The organism is Streptomyces sp. NPDC059248, from assembly GCF_042753905.1.
GTDB lineage: Bacteria > Actinomycetota > Actinomycetes > Streptomycetales > Streptomycetaceae > Streptomyces.
Map to the genome: position 1 here is coordinate 31,579 of NZ_JBHYZV010000047.1, position 21,063 is coordinate 52,641.

A 21,063-nucleotide genomic window follows, 5' to 3' on the forward strand; every position below is an offset into this window, starting at 1 on the left:
GGCTTATCCTGCCGCGTCGTCACCCGAGAGCGCGAGGGCCGTCGTCACCAGGGCGATATGGCTGAACGCCTGCGGGAAGTTCCCCAGCTGCCGCCGGGCCCCGGGGTCGTACTCCTCGGCCAGCAGTCCCACGTCGTTCCTGAGCGCGAGCAGCCGCTCGAAGAGTTCCCGGGCCTCGGTGTCGCGGCCCGTCATCCGCAGGGCGTCGGCGAGCCAGAAGGAGCAGGCCAGGAAGGCGCCCTCGGATCCGGGCAGCCCGTCGACCGCGGTGCCTTCGGTGCTGTAGCGGCGTACGAGACCACCCGCGGCGCCCAGTTCGGCGCGGACGGCGTCGACGGTGCCGACGACCCGGGGGTCGTCGGGCGGCAGAAAACCGACCCGGGGGATCAGCAGGGTCGCGGCGTCCAGTTCGCGTGATCCGTAGTACTGGGTGAAGGTGTTGCGCGCCGGGTCGTACCCCCGTTCGCAGACCTCCCGGTGCACCTCGTCCCGCATGGCCCGCCAGCGGTTGACGTCCCCGCGCAGGCCGGGGTCGGCCTCCAGGGTTCGTACGGCCCGGTCCGCGGCCACCCAGGCCATCACCTTGGAGTGCACGAAATGCTGCCGGGGCCCCCGTACCTCCCACAGTCCCTCGTCGGGCTCGCGCCACTTGGACTCCAGGAATCCCAGCAGGCTGAGCTGGATGAACCAGGCGTGTCTCTCGCCGGGGATGCCCTGCTGTTCCGCGAGGAAGAGGGAGTCCATGACTTCCCCGTACACATCGAGCTGGAGCTGGTCCACGGCCGCGTTGCCGACGCGTACGGGGGCGGAGCCGCCGTAGCCGGCCAGCCACGGCAGCTCCGTCTCGGGGAGCCGGCGCTCGCCGCCGAGCCCGTACATGATCTGGAGGTCCGCCGGGTCGCCGGCGACGGCCCGCAGCAGCCAGTCGCGCCAGGCCGCCGCCTCCTCCTGGTAGCCCGCGGCGAGCAGGGCGCCCAGGGTCAGGGTGGAGTCCCGCAGCCAGCAGAAGCGGTAGTCCCAGTTCCGTACGCCGCCGATCTCCTCGGGGAGGGAGGTGGTGGGGGCGGCGACGATTCCGCCGGTGGGGGCGTAGGTGAGGGCTTTGAGGGTGATGAGGGAGCGGACCACGGACTCCCGGTAACGGCCCCGGGTACGGCAGGTGGCGGACCATCCCTCCCAGTCCGCGAGGCTGCACCGCAGGGCCTCGTGCGGATCGAGGAGATCGGGGCGCTGCTCGTGGGAGGGGTGCCAGCTGAGGACGAACGCCACCCGGTCGCCCTCGCCGACGGCGAACGACGAGACCGTGCTGAACTGCTGCCCCCAGGTCCGTACCGGCGGTTCACTGCGCAGCCATACGGAGTCGGGGCCGGCGACCGCCACCCGGTGGCCTTCGGAGCGGCGCATCCACGGCACGATCGAGCCGTGGTCGAAGCGGAGCCGCAGGACGGACTCCATCTCGACCGTTCCGGTGACGCCCTCCACGATCCGGATGACATCGGGGGTGATGTCCCGCTGGGGCATGAAGTCGACGACCTTGACGGTGCCGGTCCTGGTCTCCCAGCGGGTTTCGAGGACGAGGGTGTCGCCGATGTAGCGGCGGGACGTACAGCGCTCCGCCCCCTTGGGGGCGATCCGCCAGTGACCGTTCTCCTTGTCGCCCAGCAGGGCGGCGAAGCACGCGCCGGAGTCGAACCGCGGCAGGCAGAGCCAGTCGACGGAGCCGTCCGTACCGACCAGGGCCGCCGTCTGGAGATCGCCGATGAGGGCGTAGTCCTCGATGCGTAGGGTCACGTTTCGCGTGTTCCCGTTGCGTACGAGGGTCAATCAGCCGGGTGCCCGATCCGCCCGGGGCGGGAGGGGCCACCGGGACGGGCGGGTTCAGGTCGTCGCGGGTTCCTTCGGCTCCCCGGCCGAGGTCTCCTCGTTCGCGGCCCCCGCGGCCCCCGCGGCCGCGGACTCCTCCGCCGCCTCCGCCCCCGCCTTCGCGGCCTCGGCCTCCGCGGCGGCCCGCCGGTCGCGGATCTCGCGGCGGACCAGGATCACCCAGCCGACGGGGACGGCGGCCGTGAACAGCCACCACTGGACGGCGTACGCCATGTGCGCGCCGATGGAGTCGTGGTCCGGGGAGCCGATCATCTCGGGCTTGCCGTCCACGGGCTCGGGACCGGTCAGCTCGACATAGCCGCCGAGCACCTCCTTGCCCAGCAGCTCCGCCTGCTGCCCGCTGTTGATCAGCATCACCTGTCGCGGCGGCAGCCCGGCGAGGTCCTTGATTCCGCTGGCCGCCGTGGTCTCGTCGGCCTTGAGCCTGCCGGTGACGGTCACGGTGCCCTTGGGCGGGGCGGGGACCTCGGGGTACGCCTTGGGGTCGGTGGCCGACGGCACCCAGCCGCGGTTGACCATGACGACCCGGCCGTCCCCGAGCACCAGCGGCGTCAGCACATGGACACCGACCCGCTCGTCGGAGTCGGTACGGCGGCGGACGACGACCTCGCCGGAGGTGTCGAAGACGCCCGTGGCGACGACCCGGCGCCAGTAGTCCGCGCGGGGGACCTTGTGGCCCGGGGAGGTCAGCTCGGTGACCGCGACCGGCTTCGCGTCGAGGTTCCGGGCGATCAGCGCGTTCTGCTCCACGCGGCGCTCATGGCGGTGGAACTGCCAGAAGCCCAGCTCGATCATCGTGGGGATGAGGACGAGCCCGATGAGGGTGAGGCTCACCCACTGCCGGGTCAACAGGAAGCGGTACACGGATCGACGGTACCTGTCGCCCCCGGCGCGCCCGCCGGTGGGGCCCCTTCCGTGCGGCGGGCCGTGGCCCGGGAAACGTTCAGACGTTGTCGACGATCCCGACCCGGCCCTCGGCCCGGGCGCAGTGCGCTCCGCAGTACCAGTGGCCCTCCGCCTCGACGCCCTGTCCGATGATCTGGACCCGGCAGTGCTCGCAGATGGGCGCCATCCGGTGGATGGCGCAGGCGAAGCAGTCGAAGACGTGCACCGCGCCCTGCGCGTGCACCTCGAACGACATCCCGTACTCGTTACCGCAGACCTCACAACGTGCCATGGGGCACAGAGTGCGGTCGGCGGCGGCCGATCGCGACGGCGACGCGCCCGGCCGTCACCCGACTGCAAGACACGGCCCGGGCCATGACTCGGGCCGTGACTCGGGCCGTGAATCAGGACGCGGCTCGGGCCACGACTCGGGACGCGGCTCGGGATACGACTAGGCCGGATCCGCCGGGGCCACGTCCCGCAGGAGCTGGGTGAAGGCCGCCTCGTCGACGACCGGGGTGCCGTACGTCCGGGCCTTGACCACCTTGGAGGTGATCGATTCGGGGTCGTTGGTCACCAGCAGGCTGGTCAGCCGGGAGACGCTGGTCGCGATGTGCAGTCCGGCGTCGAAGGCCCGGTCCTCCAGCAGCTCGCGGTCGACGGAGGTGTCGCCGGAGAAGGCGATTCGCATCCCCTGCCGCAGCGGCTGCCCGGCCACGTACCGCCCCGGGTTCGGATGGGGGCAGGCGGGCCGCTTCCGCGACGGGCGCCAGCCGCCGTACCCGGAGCCGCCCGACGGACGGTGGCCGTACGACGACTGGTAGCCGACGCGCGGGGACCCGGCGGGGGCGTCGGACCACTCGGTGAGCGGACGGCACTCCAGCAGCGGCAGCCGCACCCCGTCGCGGACCGCCGCCCGCAGACTCGGCCGGAACGCCTCCGCCAGCACCCGCGCGTCGTCCAGCGCGTGGTGGGCCCGCTGCTGGACCACCCCGAAGTGCGCGGCGAGCGACTCCAGTTTGTGATTGGGCAGCGGCAGGGCCAGCTCCTTGGCGAGCGCGATCGTGCACAGCCTGCTCCGGACCGGCGCGGTCCGGCCCGCGCGGGCGTACTCCCGGGCGATCATGGACCAGTCGAAGAGGGCGTTGTGCGCGACGAGCACCCGGTCCGCCAGCCGCTCCGAGAAGGCGTCGGCGATCTCGGCGAAGAGCGGGGCGCCCGCCAGCACGTCCCCGGTGAGCCCGTGGATCCAGACCGGGCCGGGGTCGCGCTCCGGATTGACCAGCGTGTACCAGTGGTCCTCGACGTCGCCGCGGGCGTCCAGCCGGTAGACGGCCGCGGAGACTATCCGGTCGTCCCGGGCGAGTCCGGTGGTCTCCACATCGACCACCGCATACCCCTGGGGGTACGCGGTGGGCCAGTCCGCCGCTGTGGTCGCGCTGTCGTCGAGCATGGTCACAGAGAATACGGCCCGCCACTGACACTCCGGTGGCCGATCCTCCCACCATCCGGATTCCGCCCCGATCCGCCTGCCCCGTGCGCCCCTTACGCCCCCTCAGCTCCTTCAGCTCCCGGAGTCCCGTCCACTCCGCCGTCCCCGCCCCCGTCCCCACCCTCGTCCCCACCCCGCCCGCGTCCGCCGGTCTCCGGGCGGGTCGCTCCCGGGACCGCGGGCCGCCCGGTGGGACGCTCCCCGTGATGACGTACGACGCCACCGGGGCCGAGCCCCCGGCACCGCCCCCGCGCCCCCACCACGAGCCCCACGACACCGGGCTCGGCACCCGGCTCAACTGGCTGCGCGCCGCCGTACTCGGGGCCAACGACGGCATCGTCTCCACGGCCGGTCTCGTGGTCGGGGTCGCGGGCGCCACCGATGACCGGGCCGCCCTGGTCACCTCGGGTCTTGCCGGGCTGCTCGCCGGATCGATGTCCATGGCGGCCGGGGAGTACGTCTCGGTCTCCACACAGCGCGACTCCGAGAAGGCCGCGCTCGCCGCCGAGCGGCGCGAGCTGCGGGAGGAGCCCGAGGCGGAACTGGCGGAGCTGGCCGGGCTGCTGACGGAGCGCGGACTCTCCCGGGAAGTGGCCCGGGAGGCGGCGGTCCAGCTCACCGAGCGCGACGCCCTGCGCGCGCACGCCCGGGTGGAGCTGGGCATCGACCCGGACGCGCTCGCCAACCCCTGGCACGCGGCCGGCGCCAGCTTTCTCGCCTTCACCGTCGGTGCCCTGCTGCCGCTGCTGGCGATCGTGCTGCCCCCGGCGGACATCCGGCTGGCGGTCACCGTCGGCTCCGTACTCGTGGCCCTCGTGTTCACCGGCTGGTGGAGCGCCCGGCTCGGCGCCGCCCGGACCGGTCCCGCGATCCTCCGCAACGCGGGCGGCGGGGCGCTGGCGATGGCGGTGACCTACGCGGCGGGGTCGCTGCTCGGCGCGGCGGGAGTCTGACCCGCGCCGACGGCCGGGAGCCGGTCGCCCCAGTTGGTGGAAGTCACCAAAACTTGCTGACAATCAGTCTCGCATACTTGTTGGTAACAACGTCTGGTCCCGCCCGTCGGGCCGCGTCTACGGTGCTTCCATGTCGAACCCGCCCGATGTCGTGCTGTGGTCGATCCCCGCCTTCGTGCTGCTCACGGCCGTGGAAATGATCAGCTACCGGCTACGCCCGGACGAGGAGGCGGCGGGTTACGAGTCCCGGGACGCGGCCACCAGTGTCGGCATGGGTCTCGGCAGCGTGGTCTTCGACTTCCTGTGGAAGATCCCGATCGTCGCCGTCTACACGGTGGTGTACGAACTCACCCCGGCGCGCGTCCCCCTGCTCTGGTGGACGCTGCCGCTGATGCTGCTCGCGCAGGACTTCCTCTACTACTGGTCCCACCGCGGCCACCATGTCGTGCGGATCCTCTGGGCCTGCCATGTGGTCCACCACTCCAGCCGGAAATTCAATCTGACGACGGCCCTGCGCCAGCCGTGGACCACCCTCACGGTCTGGCCGTTCTATCTGCCGATGATCGCCCTCGGGGTCCATCCGGCGGCCGTCGCGCTCTGCTCGTCGGTCAATCTCGTCTACCAGTTCTGGGTGCACACGGAGCGGATCGGAAAGCTGCCCCGGCCGGTCGAGTACCTCTTCAACACCCCGTCGCACCACCGGGTGCACCACGCCTCCCAGGGCGGCTATCTGGACCGCAACTTCGGCGGCATCCTCATCGTCTGGGACCGGCTCTTCGGCTCGTTCACGGTCGAGTCCGAACGGCCCGTCTACGGACTGACCAAGAACATCGACACCTACAACCCGCTGCGGGTCGCCACCCATGAGTACGCCGCCATAGTCCGCGATCTGCGGGCGGCGGCCTCCTGGCGGGAGCGGGCGGGGCGGCTGCTGCGCGGGCCCGGCTGGCAGCCCCCGACAGCCGCGACCCCCATCACCCCTGAGTCCTTCACCACCCCCGAGACCCCCGCAGGACGTGCCGCGTGACCACCGAGCGGATACCCGAGTCCCCGCACTCCCCGCACTCCCCACGGGCCGGCCGGACGCCGGCCGACCGGTTGCCCATCGGCCGGACGCCCGTCGACCGGGCCGAACTCGCCGCCCGGGTGCTGACCGCCGCCTTCGCGGTGGCGCTCCTGGCCGATCTGGGCTCCCTCGTGGCCGGCGCCGAGACCGGTCACCGGATCGCCAAACCGCTGCTGATGCCGCTGATCGCGGCCTTCGTCCTGGTCCGGGGCGGCCCCCGGCTCCTGGTCGTGGCGCTCCTCTTCGGCTGGGGCGGGGACGTCTTCCTGCTCTCCGGCGCCGAGTGGGCGTTTCTGCTCGGGATGGGCTCCTTCGCCGTGGGCCATCTCTGCTATCTGGCGCTCTTCGCCCGGATCGGGGGCGGTGCCGCGCCCCCGGCGTGGTCCGCGCCCGTCTACGGCGTCGCCCTGGTCACGGCCGTTGCCCTGCTCTGGCCCGACCTCCCGGCCGAGCTGAGGATCCCGGTCGCCGGATACGCCCTGCTGCTGACCGTCATGGCCTGGCGGTCGGCCGTGCTCGGCCCGCTCGCCGGGGCCGGCGGCGCGCTGTTCCTGGTCTCGGACCTGATCATCGCGACCGGGGTCGCCGACTGGCCGCAGCTTCCCGAGCCCGACTTCTGGATCATGTTCTTCTACAGCGCCGGGCAACTGCTGCTCGCCCTCGGGGTGCTCGCCGCGGTACGGCCCGGCAGGCCTCCGGAGCCGTAAAACCGCGGGCTCGTACGGCGGGGAAAAGGGGAGAGGGCCGGACATCCGTCCGGCCCTCTCCTTCACGCTCCCCGTGACGGTGTCACGGGGCGGGGATCAGCGGCGTACCGCGTCGAGCGCGTCGGTGACGCCCTCGCCGTAGAAGCCGTTCTTCCGCTTGTCGCCCTCGCAGACCGCGTCCACGACGCCGTCGTTGTTGAAGTCGTACGGGTTGGTGCAGGCGGTGTCGTCGGCCTGGCCGTACAGCAGCGCCTTCACGAGCGCCGGCGGGGCGTAGGGGTACTTGGACTTGATGAGCGCGACGACACCCGCGACATGCGGGGAGGCCATCGACGTACCGGCCTTGTAGCCGTACTTGCCGCCGGGCAGCGTCGACAGGATGCGGCCGTCGACCGCGCCGCCGTCGGGAGCCTGGTAGCGGGTGGCGTCACCGCCGGGCGCGGAGATGTCCACCACGCCGTTGCCGTAGTTCGAGAACGACGACTTCAGGCCCTTGGCGCCCAGCGACGAGGTCGTCACGACGCCCGGGAGCTGCGTCGGGATGTCGAGGCAGACGCTCGGGTCGATGGTCCGCGTGGTCGGCGCGGGAGCGTCGTTGGGGCTGGTGGTGTCGGTGAGCTGGTCTGCGGCCAGGTCCATCCGGGAGTTGCCGGCGGCGGCCACGTTCACCGCGCCCCGGCGCTCGGCGTAGCGGGTGGCGCGGGTGACGGACTCGACCAGGGCGGTCTGGTCCGGGTCGGTGGCGCAGTTGAACAGCCACGGGTCCACGTAGTAGCTGTTGTTGGTGATCTCGGCGCCGTTCTCGGCGGCCCAGACGAAGCCGCAGACCACGGACTCGGTGTAGAAGAACCCGTCGGGGTTGGAGACCTTGATGCCGGAGACCTTCACACCGGGCGCGACACCGGTGACGCCGACGTCGTTCTTCGCCGCGGCGATGGTGCCCGCGACATGCGTGCCGTGGTCCGACTCGGTCGGACCGGGGCGCCAGGAGCCGGGGGTGGTGTCCGGCTTGCCGGTGACGCAGTTGGCCGAGGCGCGGGTGTCGAAGTTGGGCGCCAGGTCGGGGTGGGTGTCGTCGACACCGGTGTCGATCACGGCGACCGTGACCTTCTTGCTGCCGAGGGTGCGCTGGTGGGCCTGGTCCGCCTTGATGGCGGGCAGGCTCCACTGGAGCGGCTCCAGCGGGTCCTGGGCGTCGGTGGCGACCGCGGCCGCGTCCTTCGCCTCCTGGGCCGTCAGCGGGCGCTCGGAGTCGATCGCGGTGTCCGTGGCGGCGGCGATCGGCGCCGTACGGGTGGCACCGGCGGACTCGACACCGCGGACCGTGCGGATCGTCTGTCCGAACGACGGGTTCTTCGAGTGGACGACGATCACGCCGATCTGGTCGTAGGCGATGACTATGGAGCCGCCCGCGGCGGCTATCGCCTTCTTGACCGACTTGGCGGTGCCGTGGCCGCCCTTCACATTGACCACGTACGACAGCTGGGGGCCGTCGAACGACGCCGCCGGAACCGCGGCGGCCGCACCGGCCGATACGGCCGCGTCCGCGGCCGAAGCGGCGCCCGCGGGGAGGAAGCCGAGCGTGGCGGTGAGCGCGAGACCCGCGGTAAGGGCCGTCACACGCCGCCGTCTGGTTCCCGGATGAGCCATGGGTTCTCCACATCATCGAAATACGGTGCCGGATCACTGGCTCCCGCCCCTCGCGCGCGATGCACCGATGGGCGGGTACATGGCAAGTGAACTTAGCGTCGATCTTGGTTGTCATCAATGTGTTCGAGCGGACAAACGGCATCGGGGCGATCGGGGAGGAGGAAAAATCATCGAAGTTGAACCCGCCCGGCGTGCTCTCCGTGCCGTTGTCGGGAGGTGGAGCACCATCGAACCGCCCCCCGACCCCCCGAAATACCGAGGCCCGCTTTGTCTGGATTGTCAAGCCATCTGCCGACGACCCCGGCGTCAACAGGAGAGTCCGTGACCACCGACGCACCGCCGCCACCCGCGAGCTCCACCGCCTCCGTCCCCGCCCAGCCCACCACCGAGAGCTTCGCCGAGATGCAGCGGAGCGCGGAGTTCGGCGAACTGCGCCGCTCCTACCGCTCCTTCGCCTTCCCCCTGACGATCGCCTTCGTCGCCTGGTACCTGGTCTACGTCCTGCTGTCGAACTACGCGGGCGACTTCATGGGCACCAAGCTCTTCGGCAACATCAATGTGGCGCTCGTCCTCGGCCTCGCCCAGTTCCTCACCACCTTCCTCATCGCCTGGTGGTACGCACGGCACGCGGCGCGCGAACTCGACCCCAAGGCCGAGGCGATCAAGGCCCGGATGGAGGCCGGGGCGTGAACCACTCACTCCACCTCGCCGCCGAGAGCGCGACCACCGAGCACCGGCCGCTGATCATCACCCTGTTCGGCCTCTTCGTCGTCGCCACCCTGATCATCACCGTCTGGGCCGGGCGGCAGACCAAGAGCGCCGCCGACTTCTACGCCGGCGGACGGCAGTTCACCGGCTTCCAGAACGGGCTCGCGATCTCCGGCGACTACATGTCCGCCGCGTCCTTCCTCGGCATCGCGGGCGCCATCGCCCTCTTCGGCTACGACGGCTTCCTCTACTCCATCGGCTTCCTCGTCGCCTGGCTGGTCGCCCTGCTGCTGGTCGCCGAACCGCTCCGCAACTCCGGCCGGTTCACCATGGGCGACGTCCTCGCCTACCGGATGCGGCAGCGCCCGGTCCGTACCGCCGCCGGGACCTCCACGATCGTGGTCTCCATCTTCTACCTGCTCGCCCAGATGGCCGGCGCGGGCGTCCTGGTCTCCCTGCTTCTCGGCATCACCAGCGACACCGGCAAGGTCCTCATCGTCGCCCTCGTCGGCCTGATCATGATCCTCTACGTCACCATCGGCGGGATGAAGGGCACCACCTGGGTCCAGATGGTGAAGGCCGTGCTCCTCATCGCGGGCACCCTGCTCATCACCTTCCTGGTCCTGCTGAAGTTCGACTTCAACATCTCCGACCTCCTCGGCACCGCCGCCGAGCAGAGCGGCCACGGCGCCGCGTTCCTGGAGCCGGGGCTGAAGTACGGCGCCACGGGCACCTCCAAGCTGGACTTCCTCTCCCTCGGCATCGCCCTCGTCCTCGGCACCGCCGGACTGCCGCACATCCTCATCCGCTTCTACACCGTGCCCACCGCCCAGGCCGCCCGTAAGTCCGTGCTCTGGGCGATCGGCATCATCGGCACGTTCTATCTGATGACGATCGCCCTCGGCTTCGGCGCCGCGGCCATCGTGGGACAGGGCGAGATCACCGCGTCCAACAAGGCGGGCAACACGGCGGCACCGCTGCTCGCGCTCCATCTGGGCGGCACCGACTCGACGGCCGGCGCGATCCTGCTCGCGGTGATCTCCGCCGTCGCCTTCGCCACCATCCTCGCCGTCGTCGCGGGCCTCACCCTCGCCTCGTCGTCCTCCTTCGCCCACGACATCTACGCCAACGTCATCCGCAAGGGGCAGGCCACCGAGAAGGAAGAGGTACGCGCGGCCCGCTGGGCGACCGTCGCCATCGGCGTCGCCTCCATCGCGCTCGGCGCCCTCGCCCGCGACCTCAATGTCGCCGGGCTCGTCGCCCTCGCCTTCGCGGTCGCCGCGTCCGCGAACCTGCCGACGATCCTCTACAGCCTCTTCTGGAAGCGGTTCACCACCCAGGGCGCGCTCTGGTCCATCTACGGCGGACTGATCTCCTCCGTGGTGCTGGTGATCTTCTCGCCGGTGGTCTCGGGCAAGCCCACGTCGATGTTCAAGAGCGTCGACTTCTACTGGTTCCCGCTGGAGAACCCCGGCCTGGTCTCCATCCCCCTCGGCTTCCTCCTCGGCTGGCTCGGCTCCGTCCTCACCAAGGAGAAGCCGGACGCGGGCAAGTACGCCGAACTGGAGGTCAAGTCCCTCACCGGCGTCGGCGCGCACTGACCTGCCCGACCACAGCCACGACACAGGGCCGGTGACGGGGAGCGGCCGTATCGGCGGTACGCGATACGGCCGCGCCCCCGCCCCCGGTCGCCGCCCGAGGCGGCGGTCTTGTCACAGCCCTGACGTAGGCTCGGAACGGACGTCGGGTTCCGGGATGCGGTACCCCGTCGCCCTGTCCGTCCGTCTCATCGGGGGAGGAGGCCCGACCGTGCTCGTCGACACCTACGGCCGGGTGGCCACGGACCTTCGGGTCTCGTTGACCGATCGGTGCAATCTGCGGTGCACCTACTGCATGCCCGAGGAAGGGCTGCGGTGGCTCGCCAAACCGGATCTCCTCGACGACGAGGAGATCGTCCGGCTGGTCCGGATCGCCGTCACCGACCTCGGTATCACCGAGGTCCGGTTCACCGGCGGCGAACCGCTGCTGCGGCCCGGACTCGCCGGCATCGTGGAGCGCTGCGCCGCGCTCGACCCGCGCCCCCGGATCTCCCTCACCACCAACGGCATCGGACTCGCCCGTACCGCGACGGCGCTGAAGGCCGCCGGCCTCGACCGGGTCAATGTCTCCCTCGACACCCTGCGGCCCGAGGTCTTCAAGACCCTCACCCGCAGGGACCGCCACCGGGACGTCCTGGAGGGGCTGCGGGCCGCCCGGGCCGCCGGACTCGACCCCGTCAAGGTCAATGCCGTCCTGATGCCGGGGCTCAACGACGACGAGGCCCCCGACCTGCTGGCCTGGGCCGTCGAACACGACTACGAGCTGCGTTTCATCGAACAGATGCCGCTCGACGCCCAGCACGGCTGGCAGCGCGACGGCATGATCACAGCCGGGGACGTGCTGACATCCCTGCGGACCCGTTTCACGCTCACACCCGCGGGCGAGGACGACCGCGGCTCCGCCCCCGCCGAACGCTGGACCGTGGACGGCGGGCCCCATCGCGTGGGAGTGATCGCCTCGGTCACCCGCCCGTTCTGCGCCGCCTGCGACCGTACCCGGCTCACCGCCGACGGCCAGGTGCGGACCTGCCTCTTCGCCCGTGAGGAGACCGATCTGCGGGCCGCCCTGCGGGACGGCCGGCCGGACGAGGAGATAGCCGGGATCTGGCGGCTGGCGATGCGGGGCAAGAAGGCGGGCTCGGGCCTCGACGATCCCGCGTTCCTCCAGCCGGACCGGCCGATGTCGGCCATCGGCGGGTGACCGGGTACCCCGGGCGCCGGGTCCCGCCCCCGTCCGCCCCCTCCCCGTCCGTCCGTCCTCGTCCGCCCCGGGTCCCGCCCCCGTCCGGGCCTCAGCCGTCGGCGCCGGGGCGGTCGTGCCACTCCTGGAAGGCCACGACCTCCTTCAGGAAGCCGCGGACCCCGAGGAACTGCGACAGATGCTCGCGGTGCTCGTCACAGGCGAGCCAGGTCTTGCGGCGCTCGGGGGTGTGCAGCTTGGGGTTGTTCCACGCCAGCACCCATACGGCGGCCGTACGGCAGCCCTTGGCGGAGCAGATGGGATTCTCGTCGTTCACCGGGTCGATAAGCACCGGCATATTCTCCACGCATGTGCCCGCTCAAGGCGACGCCGAGCAGCCACGGGGGGAGCTGCCCGGCGTCGGTCCGTCGCTCCGACGGGGGATGCGGAGCGCGTAGGCAGTATGTCACGGCCAACGGGCCGTCGTGCACCGGAACTTGAACTATTGATCCGACGTTTTCCCGGCCGTTGCCGAGCCTTGGGAGCGGTCCCCGGCCGCCGGGCCGGCGCCCGCCGCGGAGCCCGGCCCCAGGGCGGCCGGGACCGCCGGGAGAGCGAAGGTCGACGGCAGTGCGGGGGGTTTCTCCCGGCCCGCGTTGGCGAGGACGACCGCCACATAGGGGAGCAGCATCCCGAGCACGATCGCCACGATCGCCACCGGGCGCTGGACGTTCCACAGGACGGCCGCGGCCACGAACGACACGGTGCGTACCGTCATCGAGACGATGTACCGGCGCTGTCGCCCCCGGACGTCCTCGGTCAGCCCCTGACGTGCCCCGGTGATCCTGAAGACCTCCGTGCCCACCCGCTGACGCATCACATCTCCACCGCCTGTCGTCCGCGGAACACTCCGGAACACTCCCCGTTCCGCCGGGACCACGGTACGCCGGTGACCGGCGCCCCACGAGACCGGGGGAGCCACGGACGGCCGACCCGACATGCGCCATTTGGCGGAAAGGCCCAGAATGGCGGCGTACCTGCTCACGCAGAGCCTGACGAGGAGGCAGCCATGGGCTGGTTGTGGGCGATCATCGTGGGATTCGTGCTGGGTCTGCTCGCCAAGCTGATCCTGCCGGGCAAACAGCATCTTCCCTTGTGGCTCGCCACCATCTGCGGCATCGGTGGCGCCGTGATCGGCAACTGGATCGCGGCCGGACTGGGAGTGGCGGAGACCGCCGGTATCGACTGGAGCCGCCACGCGTTCCAGCTGGGCGCCGCGATCATCCTCGTCTTTCTGGGGGACCGGGCGTGGATCGCGATGCGGGGCAACAGACAGCGGGCCTGACCCCGGGGCGACCGGTCCGCGCGGCACCCGCCGCGCGGACCCGTTCTCCGCTACGTCCCGCGTTCACGCGTGCGCGGACCGCCCGCTACGTACCGCGTTCCCGCGTGCGAGGACCGCCCGCTACGCGCCGATCTCCACGGCCGCCAGGTTCTTCTTGCCCCGGCGCAGCACCAGCCAGCGGCCGTGCAGCAGCTCGTCCGCCGTGACCACCGCGTCCTCGGCCGTGACCTTGACGTTGTTCACGTAGGCCCCGCCCTCCTTCACGGTCCGCCGGGCCGCCGACTTGCTGGCGACCAGACCCACCTCGGCGAAGAGGTCGACCACCGTGCCCGGCTCGGCGACCCGGACCCGCGGCAGCTCGGCGAGCGCCGCCCGCAGCGTCGGCTCGTCCAGCTCCGCCAGCTCCGCCTGGCCGAACAGCGCCTTCGACGCGTTCTCCGCCGCCGCGCACTGGTCGGCGCCGTGCACCAGCGTCGTCAGTTCCTCGGCCAGCGCCCGCTGGGCGGCCCGCGCCTGCGGACGCTCCTCCGTCAGCCGCTCCAGCTCCTCGATCTCCGCACGGGACCGGAAGCTGAAGATCCGCAGGAACTTGGCGACGTCCCGGTCGTCCGCGTTCAGACAGAACTGGTAGAAGGCGTACGGGGTGGTCCGCTCGGGATCCAGCCAGACCGTGCCCGACTCCGTCTTGCCGAACTTGGTGCCGTCCGCCTTGGTGATCAGCGGAATGGCCAGCGCGTGGACCCGCGCCTCGGGGTCGACCCGGTGGATCAGATCCGTACCGGCGGTCAGATTGCCCCACTGGTCGCTGCCGCCGGTCTGCAGGACGCAGCCGTACCGCCGGTACAGCTCCAGGTAGTCCATGCCCTGCAGGATCTGGTAGCTGAACTCGGTGTAGCTGATGCCCGCGTCGGAGTTCAGCCGCCGGGCGACCGCCTCCTTCGCGATCATCTTGTTCACCCGGAAGTACTTCCCGACGTCCCGCAGGAAGTCGATCGCCGACAGGCCCTGCGTCCAGTCCAGGTTGTTGACCATGGTGGCCGCGTTCGGGCCCTCGAAGTCGAGGAACCGCTCGATCTGGCCGCGCACCCGCCCGACCCAGGCCGCGACGGTCTCCGGGTCGTTCAGCGTCCGCTCCGCGGTCGGCTTCGGGTCGCCGATCAGCCCGGTCGCCCCGCCGACCAGGCCCAGCGGACGGTGGCCCGCCTGCTGGATCCGGCGCATGGTGAGGATCTGCACCAGGTTCCCCAGGTGCAGACTGGGCGCGGTCGGGTCGAAACCGCAATAGAACGTGACGGGACCGTCCGCGAACGCCTTGCGCAATGCGTCCTCGTCGGTGGATTGGGCGATCAGCCCGCGCCACCGCAGCTCGTCGACGATGTCCGTCACGACTCTCGTGTCTCCTCGGTTCTGCGATCCATACAAACGATGCCAACAGGTGTGACGCGCGTCATACGCGCCACGTGTCCCGACGCGCGGGACGGCGGCGGCGCACACCCGAGGGGCGCGCCGTGCCCCTTCGAGGTTATACGCCCCGGCTCACCGAACTCATATTGAAATCGGGGACCCGCAGCGGGGGCATCGCGGCCCGGGTGAACCAGTCGCCCCACTCGCGCGGCAGCGTCCGCTCCGTACGGCCCGCCTCCACGGCCCGCGAGAGCAGATCGACGGGCGACTCGTTGAACCGGAAGTTGTTCACCGCGCCCACCACCTCACCGCCCTCGACGAGATAGACGCCGTCCCTGGTAAGACCGGTCAGCAGCAGGGTCGCCGGATCGACCTCCCGGATGTACCAGAGGCAGGTCAGCAGCAGCCCGCGCTCCGTCGACGCGGCCATCTCCTCCAGGGACCGGTCGCCGCCGCCGTCGAGGATCAGATTGCCCGCGCCCGGCGACACCGGAAGACCGGTGAGACCGGCGCTGTGCCGGGTGGTCGTCAGCCGCTCCAGCTTTCCGGCCCGGATCCAGTCCGTGGCGCCCACCGGCAGCCCGTTGTCGAAGACCGAGGCGTCGTCGCCCGACGAGTGCGCGATCACGAACGGCGACGACTCCAGACCCGGCTCGCGCGGATCGCTCCGCAGCGTCAGCGGCAGGGGGCTCAGCCGCTCCCCGATCCGGGTCCCGCCGCCCGGCCGGGAGAAGACGGTACGGCCCTCGGCCGCGTCCCGGGCCGCGGACGACCACAGCTGGTAGATCAGCAGATCGGCGACGGCCGTGGGCGGCAGCAGGGTCTCGTACCGCCCGGCGGGCAGCTCGATCCGCCGCTCGGCCCAGGTCAGCCGGGTCTCCAGCTCGGCGTCCAGCTCCGCGGGGTCCACATCCCGGAAGTCGCGGGTGGAGCGCCCGGCCCAGGCGGACCGGGAGCGGTCCGGGGACTTCGCGTTCAGCTCCAGCGTGCCGTTGGGCTGATCGTGCCGCAGCCGCAGCCCGGTGGAGGTCCCCAGATAGGTCGAGGTCAGCTCGTGGTTGGCGAACCCGTACAGCTCCCGCCCGCCCGCGCGGGCCCGGGCGAACGACTCGCCCAGCGCCGGGGCGAACCGCTCGAAGACCGCCGACGAGGTCTCGACGGGCGCCTCGGTGAAGGCCGGATCGGGGGAGCCGCCGACCACCAGCGGCTGGGCGTCCTCGGCGGGCCCGGCGGCCCGGGCGGCCGCCTCCGCGGCCCGTACCAGCGGCTCCAGATCGGCGTCGGTGACGGCCGACCGCGACACCACGCCCGACGCGGTCCCCTCGGCGCCGTCGACGGTCGCGACGACGGTGAGCGTCCGGCCCCGGGTGACCCCGTTGGTGGTGAGCGCGTTCGCCGCCCACCGCAGATTGGCGGTGGAGTGCTCGTCCGCGATGACGACACAGCCGTCGGCGGTGGACAGTTCCAGGGCCCGCTCGACGATCTCGTGCGGCTTGGTGCTACGGCTCATCGGCCGGCCTCCTGCGTCGTGTTCAGGCTGTGCTTGCCCGGGGGACGCCCCCCGGACCCCCGGCAGGGGTGGTGCTCCGGTGTTCCGGTCACCGTCCGGCCTCCTGCGTGGTGTTCAGGATGTCGACCCCGCGGAAGAGGGCGGAGGGGCAGCCGTGGGAGACCGCGGCGACCTGGCCCGGCTGGGCCTTGCCGCAGTTGAACGCCCCGCCGAGCACATACGTCTGCGGGCCGCCGACCTGCTCCATCGAGCCCCAGAAATCCGTGGTCGTGGCCTGGTACGCGACGTCCCGCAGCTGCCCCGCGAGGCGGCCGTTCTCGATCCGGAAGAACCGCTGGCCGGTGAACTGGAAGTTGTAGCGCTGCATGTCGATGGACCACGACCGGTCCCCGACGACATAGATGCCCCGCTCGACCCCGCCGATCAGGTCCTCCGTCGACAGTCCGCCCGGCGCCGGCCGGAGCGACACATTCGCCATCCGCTGTACCGGGACATGCGCCGGGGAGTCGGCGTAGGCGCAGCCGTTGGACCGGCCGAGACCGGTCAGCTTCGCGATCCGCCGGTCCAGCTGGTACCCCACCAGCCTGCCGTCTTCGATCAGGTTCCAGGACTGGGCCGCGACGCCCTCGTCGTCGTAGCCGATGGTCGCCAGGCCGTGCTCCGCGGTCCGGTCACCGGTCACGTTCATCACCGACGAGCCGTACTCCAACGTCCCCAGCTGGTCGAAGGTGGCGAACGAGGTGCCCGCGTACGCCGCCTCGTACCCCAGCGCCCGGTCCAGCTCGGTGGCGTGGCCGATGGACTCGTGGATCGTCAGCCAGAGGTTCGACGGGTCGACGACCAGGTCGTAGCGGCCCGCCTCGACGCTCGGCGCGCGCATCTTCTCCGCCAGCAGCTCCGGGATCCGCTCCAGCTCGGAGCCCCAGTCCCAGCCCGTACCTGTCAGATACTCCCAGCCGCGGCCCGCCGGGGGCGCGATCGTGCGCATCGAGTCGAACTCGCCGGTCGTCTCGTCCACCGCGACGGCCGTGAACTCGGGGTGCAGCCGGACCCGCTGCTGGGTGGTGACGGTCCCGGCGGTGTCCGCGTAGAACTTGTTCTCCCGCACCGTGAGCAGGGACGCGTCGACGTGCGCGACCCCGTCGGCGGCCAGCAGCCCGGCGCTCCACTCGGTGAGCAGGGCCGCCTTCTCCGCGCCGGGGACGTCGAAGGGGTCGATCTCGTACGAGGAGACCCAGGTACGGTCCGCGTGCACCGGCTCGTCGGCCAGCTCCACCCGCTCGTCCGAACCCGCCGCCGCGATCACCCGGGCCGACAGCTTCGCCATCGCCACCGCCTGACCGGCCACCCGGGCCGCCGCGTCCATGGTCAGATCGACCCCGGAGGCGAAGCCCCAGGCCCCGCCGTGCACCACCCGGACCGCGTAGCCGAGATCGGTGGTGTCGGACGAACCCGCCGGGCGGGCGTCGCGCAGCCGCCAGGAGGCGCTGCGGACGCGTTCCAGCCGGAAGTCGGCGTGATCGGCGCCGAGGGCCCGGGCCCGGGCCAGTGCCGCGTCGGCGAGCGCGCGCAGCGGCAGCGCCGTGAACGCCGCGTCGATGGAATGAGGCACCAATGTCTCCTGTCGTCGAGACCGGCGGTTCGCCTTCCCCGTACCGGTCGTGCCCGATCATGTCGCGGGAGGCGGCCGTTGCCCAGCTCCTTTACCCGGCCACCGGACGGCGGCCCCGGGGCCGTGCGCCCCGGTCCCGCCCACCGCGGTGAGCCGCCTCCCGGACCGGCCGTTCTCGTACACCCGTCCGACCGGATCTCCGCGGGAACCCCTCCCGGACTTCTGTAGGGATCCGACAGTGCCGCGTCGAAGGCGCTGTCAGGGCCCGATTCTCCGGGAGCCGCCCCGGACCGATAGTTTCGGGGGGTACTCGGGAGTACCAGTCCGTCGATCGAAAGGGTGAACCGTTGAGCCGCTCGGTTCTTGTCACCGGAGGAAACCGGGGCATCGGCCTCGCCATCGCCCGCGCCTTCGCCGACTTGGGGGACAAGGTAGCGATCACCTACCGCTCCGGCGAGCCCCCGGAGGGCTTCCTCGCGGTCCGGTGCGACATCACCGACGCCGAGCAGGTGGAGCAGGCGTACAAGGAGATCGAGGAGAAGCACGGTCCGGTCGAGGTCCTGGTAGCCAATGCCGGCATCACCCGCGACCAGCTGCTGATGCGGATGACCGAGGAGGACTTCGTCTCCGTCCTCGACACCAACCTCACCGGCACGTTCCGGGTGGTGAAGCGCGCCAACCGCGCGATGCTGCGGGCGAGGAAGGGCCGCGTCGTCCTCATCTCGTCCGTCGTCGGACTCCTCGGCTCCGCCGGGCAGGCCAACTACGCCGCCTCCAAGGCCGGTCTGGTGGGCTTCGCCCGCTCCCTCGCCCGCGAGCTGGGCTCGCGGAACATCACCTTCAACGTCGTCGCGCCCGGCTTCGTCGACACCGACATGACGCAGGCGCTCAGCGACGAGCAGCGCACGGGCATCCTCGCCCAGGTGCCGGTCGGCCGTTACGCCCAGCCGGAGGAGATCGCCGCCGCGGTGCGCTTCCTCGCGTCCGACGACGCCTCGTACATCACCGGAGCCGTCATTCCCGTTGACGGCGGATTGGGCATGGGTCACTGATCAGCATGAGCGGAATCCTCGCGGGCAAGCGCATCCTCGTCACGGGTGTTCTCACCGACTCCTCCATCGCCTTCCACGCCGCGAAAGTGGCGCAGGAGCAGGGCGCCGAGGTCATCCTCACCGGCTTCGGCCGGCTCTCCCTCGTCGAGCGCATCGCCAAGCGGCTGCCCGAGCCCGTGCCGGTGATCGAGCTGGACGTCACCAACCAGGAGCACCTCGACGGGCTCGCGGACCGGGTCCGGGAGCACTCCCGCGACGAATCCGGGCGGCTCGACGGCATCGTCCACTCGATCGCCTTCGGCCCCCAGGGCGCCTTCGACTTCCTGAACGCCTCCTGGGAGGACGTCTCCACCGCCGTCCATGTCTCCGCCTTCTCCTACAAGGCGCTCGCGATGGCGTGCCTGCCGCTGATGGAGGAGGAGGGCGGCGCGATCGTCGGCCTCACCTTCGACGCCACCGTCGCCTGGCCGAAGTACAACTGGATGGGTGTCGCCAAGGCGGCCCTGGAGTCCACCAACCGCTACCTCGCGCGCGACCTGGGCCCCCAGGGCATCCGCTGCAACCTGGTCTCCGCCGGTCCGCTGAAGTCGATGGCGGCCAAGTCGATCCCCGGCTTCGAGGACCTGGCCGACATCTGGAACCACCGGGCGCCGATCGGCTGGGACCTGACGGACCCGGAGCCCGCCGGCCGCGGCATCGTGGGCCTGCTGTCGGACTTCTTCCCCCGGACCACCGGCTCGGTCGTCCACGTGGACGGCGGCGTCCACATGATGGGTGCCTGACCGGCTCCCGCGTACGGCGTACGACGCCCCGCTTCCCGCAGTACGCGGGGGACGGGGCGTCGCCCGTTCGGCCCCCGGCGGGTGCGGCGGACCGTACCCCGGGGGAGGGTGGAGAGGCCATCCCCCTTGTGGTGCAGCCGCGGTCCTGCGGGCCGCCGTACGGCCGAGGAGGTCTCGTCAGTGCGTACGACCCAGCGCGCCGCACGGGCCCTCGTCGCGCCCCTGCTGACCCTGGCCGCCGTCCTGGTGGGGGCGGTGCCCGACGCCGTGTCGCAGGGCAGGCCGGCGGCGGACGCGCCGGGACCGGGGGAGAGCCCGCCGGCCGGGTCCGCGCGGACGTACCAGGCGGAGTGCCGTACCGAGACCGAAGGCTCGCGCGCCACCGCGTACTGCCACAACCCCTATCCGGTGACCGACCGGGTCCGGCTGCACATCGAGTGCGACAACTGGTGGGACGTCGACGTCGACGGCCCGCCCGTCGACGTGGGCGCGGCCCAGTACGTGGAACTGACCGACCGCTGCTGGCAGGGGATCCGCGCGGTCTGGGTCACCCATCTGCCGTTCGGGGGCCGCTCGGACAGATGAAGGGGTAGCTCGCCGCCTCGGCCGCCGCCTTGTCGCCGTCGCCCGCGCGGATCGCCGCTACCAGCGCCGCGTGGTCCATATGGTGCTCGGGCCGCAGCTCGGGCCCCACATTGTCGGCCAGCCGGTCCCGTACGACATCGCCGAGGTCCGCGTACAACTCGCCGAGTACGTCGTTGTGCGCGGCGGCGACCACGGCCAGGTGGAACGTCATGTCGGCGGCGACGAACCGCCCGGCGTCCCCGCCGCGCCACGCCTCCTCCCGGCGGTCCAGCAGGGTGTCGAGCTGACCGAGATCGCGTTCGGTGCGCCGCTCGGCGGCCAGCCGGGCCGCGGTGGCCTCCAGGGCGGAGCGGACCTCGGCGACATGCCGGCGGGAGGCGCCGGCGAAGCGGCGCTGCATCACCCCCGCCAGCTCACTCGTCGCGACGACGTACGTCCCCGAGCCCTGGCGGATGTCCAGCAGCCCGTTGTGGGCCAGGGCGCGTACCGCCTCCCGGACCGTGTTCCTCGCCACACCGAGCTGTTCGACCAGCTCCGGTTCGGTGGGGATACGCGAGCCGACCGGCCACTCACCGGAGGTGATCTGGTTCCGCAGCTGGGCGATCACCTGATCGGTGAGCCCCGAGCGCCGGGGGGAGGTCAACGACATG

The 21,063-nt window shown here is 71.6% G+C and carries 21 protein-coding genes; 10 read left to right on the top strand and 11 right to left on the bottom strand.

All coding sequences use genetic code 11. The annotated features are described in order from the left end of the window. Positions 1–3: 3 nt before the first annotated feature. From ACFXG1_RS20810 to ACFXG1_RS20825, 4 genes are all read right to left on the bottom strand, one after another. Positions 4–1,791: a glycoside hydrolase family 15 protein gene (locus tag ACFXG1_RS20810; RefSeq protein ID WP_384721658.1), complete on the bottom strand. Its 1,788-nt coding sequence runs from the start codon at positions 1,789–1,791 to the stop codon at positions 4–6. An 87-nt stretch (positions 1,792–1,878) separates the two neighbouring features. Beyond that, the gene (locus ACFXG1_RS20815) at positions 1,879–2,748 is read right to left on the bottom strand and encodes an SURF1 family protein (protein WP_384721661.1); all 870 of its coding nucleotides are present in this window, start codon (positions 2,746–2,748) and stop codon (positions 1,879–1,881) included. 79 nt (positions 2,749–2,827) lie between these two features. Next, positions 2,828–3,061: a hypothetical protein gene (locus ACFXG1_RS20820; protein WP_384744034.1), complete on the bottom strand. Its 234-nt coding sequence runs from the start codon at positions 3,059–3,061 to the stop codon at positions 2,828–2,830. A gap of 159 nt (positions 3,062–3,220) precedes the next feature. Next, the gene (locus ACFXG1_RS20825) at positions 3,221–4,222 is read right to left on the bottom strand and encodes a DEDDh family exonuclease (RefSeq protein ID WP_384719879.1); all 1,002 of its coding nucleotides are present in this window, start codon (positions 4,220–4,222) and stop codon (positions 3,221–3,223) included. 245 nt (positions 4,223–4,467) lie between these two features. Here ACFXG1_RS20825 and ACFXG1_RS20830 point away from each other — a divergent pair, with 245 nt between their 5' ends. The 3 genes from ACFXG1_RS20830 to ACFXG1_RS20840 all read left to right on the top strand — a co-directional run bounded on the left by ACFXG1_RS20830 (position 4,468) and on the right by ACFXG1_RS20840 (position 6,987). After that, positions 4,468–5,214 carry a VIT family protein gene (locus ACFXG1_RS20830; RefSeq protein ID WP_384719877.1) on the top strand — a complete coding sequence of 249 codons (747 nt, stop codon included), beginning with the start codon at positions 4,468–4,470 and terminating at the stop codon, positions 5,212–5,214. Between the two features lie 130 nt (positions 5,215–5,344). Beyond that, positions 5,345–6,241, top strand: coding sequence for a sterol desaturase family protein (locus tag ACFXG1_RS20835; RefSeq protein ID WP_384719875.1), 897 nt, complete (start codon positions 5,345–5,347; stop codon positions 6,239–6,241). A 71-nt stretch (positions 6,242–6,312) separates the two neighbouring features. Beyond that, positions 6,313–6,987, top strand: coding sequence for a lysoplasmalogenase (locus ACFXG1_RS20840; protein ID WP_384719881.1), 675 nt, complete (start codon positions 6,313–6,315; stop codon positions 6,985–6,987). Positions 6,988–7,083: 96 nt separating this feature from the next. Here ACFXG1_RS20840 and ACFXG1_RS20845 read toward each other — a convergent pair whose 3' ends face one another. Then, complete coding sequence (locus ACFXG1_RS20845) at positions 7,084–8,637, bottom strand: S8 family serine peptidase (protein WP_384744037.1); 1,554 nt, start codon at positions 8,635–8,637, stop codon at positions 7,084–7,086. Between the two features lie 321 nt (positions 8,638–8,958). On the opposite strand from ACFXG1_RS20845, the gene ACFXG1_RS20850 reads away from it, so the two are divergent. From ACFXG1_RS20850 to moaA, 3 genes are all read left to right on the top strand, one after another. Then, positions 8,959–9,327, top strand: coding sequence for a DUF485 domain-containing protein (locus ACFXG1_RS20850; RefSeq protein WP_384744039.1), 369 nt, complete (start codon positions 8,959–8,961; stop codon positions 9,325–9,327). Beyond that, the gene (locus ACFXG1_RS20855; RefSeq protein ID WP_384722292.1) at positions 9,324–10,946 is read left to right on the top strand and encodes a cation acetate symporter; all 1,623 of its coding nucleotides are present in this window, start codon (positions 9,324–9,326) and stop codon (positions 10,944–10,946) included. Before ACFXG1_RS20850 ends, ACFXG1_RS20855 begins: the two co-directional genes overlap by 4 nt. 208 nt (positions 10,947–11,154) lie before the next feature. After that, a complete protein-coding gene (gene moaA, locus ACFXG1_RS20860; protein ID WP_384717232.1) occupies positions 11,155–12,144 on the top strand; it encodes a GTP 3',8-cyclase MoaA in 990 nt (329 codons plus the stop codon). 91 nt (positions 12,145–12,235) lie between these two features. Here the strand turns inward: moaA and ACFXG1_RS20865 are convergent, their stop codons facing one another. Next, on the bottom strand, positions 12,236–12,460 hold the full coding sequence (locus ACFXG1_RS20865; protein ID WP_384717235.1) for a hypothetical protein: 225 nt from the start codon (positions 12,458–12,460) through the stop codon (positions 12,236–12,238). A gap of 165 nt (positions 12,461–12,625) precedes the next feature. Next, positions 12,626–13,000 (bottom strand): DUF3099 domain-containing protein, encoded by a 375-nt coding sequence (locus tag ACFXG1_RS20870; RefSeq protein ID WP_384717218.1) that lies wholly within the window; start codon positions 12,998–13,000, stop codon positions 12,626–12,628. A gap of 192 nt (positions 13,001–13,192) precedes the next feature. Between ACFXG1_RS20870 and ACFXG1_RS20875 the strand changes: the two genes are divergently transcribed. After that, on the top strand, positions 13,193–13,468 hold the full coding sequence (locus tag ACFXG1_RS20875) for a GlsB/YeaQ/YmgE family stress response membrane protein (protein WP_384717221.1): 276 nt from the start codon (positions 13,193–13,195) through the stop codon (positions 13,466–13,468). Between the two features lie 120 nt (positions 13,469–13,588). Here the strand turns inward: ACFXG1_RS20875 and tyrS are convergent, their stop codons facing one another. From tyrS to ACFXG1_RS20890, 3 genes are all read right to left on the bottom strand, one after another. Next, complete coding sequence (tyrS, locus tag ACFXG1_RS20880) at positions 13,589–14,854, bottom strand: tyrosine--tRNA ligase (protein ID WP_384717224.1); 1,266 nt, start codon at positions 14,852–14,854, stop codon at positions 13,589–13,591. A gap of 136 nt (positions 14,855–14,990) precedes the next feature. Beyond that, on the bottom strand, positions 14,991–16,382 hold the full coding sequence (locus ACFXG1_RS20885; protein WP_384717227.1) for a metallopeptidase TldD-related protein: 1,392 nt from the start codon (positions 16,380–16,382) through the stop codon (positions 14,991–14,993). An 88-nt stretch (positions 16,383–16,470) separates the two neighbouring features. Beyond that, positions 16,471–17,994: a TldD/PmbA family protein gene (locus tag ACFXG1_RS20890; RefSeq protein ID WP_384744043.1), complete on the bottom strand. Its 1,524-nt coding sequence runs from the start codon at positions 17,992–17,994 to the stop codon at positions 16,471–16,473. A 347-nt stretch (positions 17,995–18,341) separates the two neighbouring features. On the opposite strand from ACFXG1_RS20890, the gene fabG reads away from it, so the two are divergent. The 3 genes from fabG to ACFXG1_RS20905 all read left to right on the top strand — a co-directional run bounded on the left by fabG (position 18,342) and on the right by ACFXG1_RS20905 (position 20,413). Continuing rightward, complete coding sequence (fabG, locus tag ACFXG1_RS20895) at positions 18,342–19,046, top strand: 3-oxoacyl-[acyl-carrier-protein] reductase (protein WP_384721137.1); 705 nt, start codon at positions 18,342–18,344, stop codon at positions 19,044–19,046. Positions 19,047–19,051: 5 nt separating this feature from the next. Next, positions 19,052–19,828, top strand: a complete 777-nt coding sequence (gene fabI / locus ACFXG1_RS20900; RefSeq protein ID WP_384721140.1) for an enoyl-ACP reductase FabI — start codon at positions 19,052–19,054, stop codon at positions 19,826–19,828. A 180-nt stretch (positions 19,829–20,008) separates the two neighbouring features. Next, complete coding sequence (locus ACFXG1_RS20905) at positions 20,009–20,413, top strand: hypothetical protein (RefSeq protein WP_384721143.1); 405 nt, start codon at positions 20,009–20,011, stop codon at positions 20,411–20,413. Here the strand turns inward: ACFXG1_RS20905 and ACFXG1_RS20910 are convergent. Then, on the bottom strand, positions 20,376–21,062 hold the full coding sequence (locus ACFXG1_RS20910) for a FadR/GntR family transcriptional regulator (RefSeq protein ID WP_384721146.1): 687 nt from the start codon (positions 21,060–21,062) through the stop codon (positions 20,376–20,378). The two genes, ACFXG1_RS20905 and ACFXG1_RS20910, sit on opposite strands and share 38 nt — an antisense overlap. Position 21,063: the final 1 nt, after the last annotated feature.

Coding starts and splice junctions, on each gene's coding strand:
- ACFXG1_RS20825 (WP_384719879.1), bottom strand. CDS start 4,222: ATGCTCGACGACAGCGCGACCACAGCGGCGGACTGGCCCACCGCGTAC.
- ACFXG1_RS20820 (WP_384744034.1), bottom strand. CDS start 3,061: ATGGCACGTTGTGAGGTCTGCGGTAACGAGTACGGGATGTCGTTCGAG.
- ACFXG1_RS20830 (WP_384719877.1), top strand. CDS start 4,468: ATGACGTACGACGCCACCGGGGCCGAGCCCCCGGCACCGCCCCCGCGC.
- ACFXG1_RS20870 (WP_384717218.1), bottom strand. CDS start 13,000: ATGCGTCAGCGGGTGGGCACGGAGGTCTTCAGGATCACCGGGGCACGT.
- ACFXG1_RS20845 (WP_384744037.1), bottom strand. CDS start 8,637: ATGGCTCATCCGGGAACCAGACGGCGGCGTGTGACGGCCCTTACCGCG.
- ACFXG1_RS20875 (WP_384717221.1), top strand. CDS start 13,193: ATGGGCTGGTTGTGGGCGATCATCGTGGGATTCGTGCTGGGTCTGCTC.
- ACFXG1_RS20835 (WP_384719875.1), top strand. CDS start 5,345: ATGTCGAACCCGCCCGATGTCGTGCTGTGGTCGATCCCCGCCTTCGTG.
- ACFXG1_RS20885 (WP_384717227.1), bottom strand. CDS start 16,382: ATGAGCCGTAGCACCAAGCCGCACGAGATCGTCGAGCGGGCCCTGGAA.
- fabI (WP_384721140.1), top strand. CDS start 19,052: ATGAGCGGAATCCTCGCGGGCAAGCGCATCCTCGTCACGGGTGTTCTC.
- ACFXG1_RS20910 (WP_384721146.1), bottom strand. CDS start 21,062: ATGTCGTTGACCTCCCCCCGGCGCTCGGGGCTCACCGATCAGGTGATC.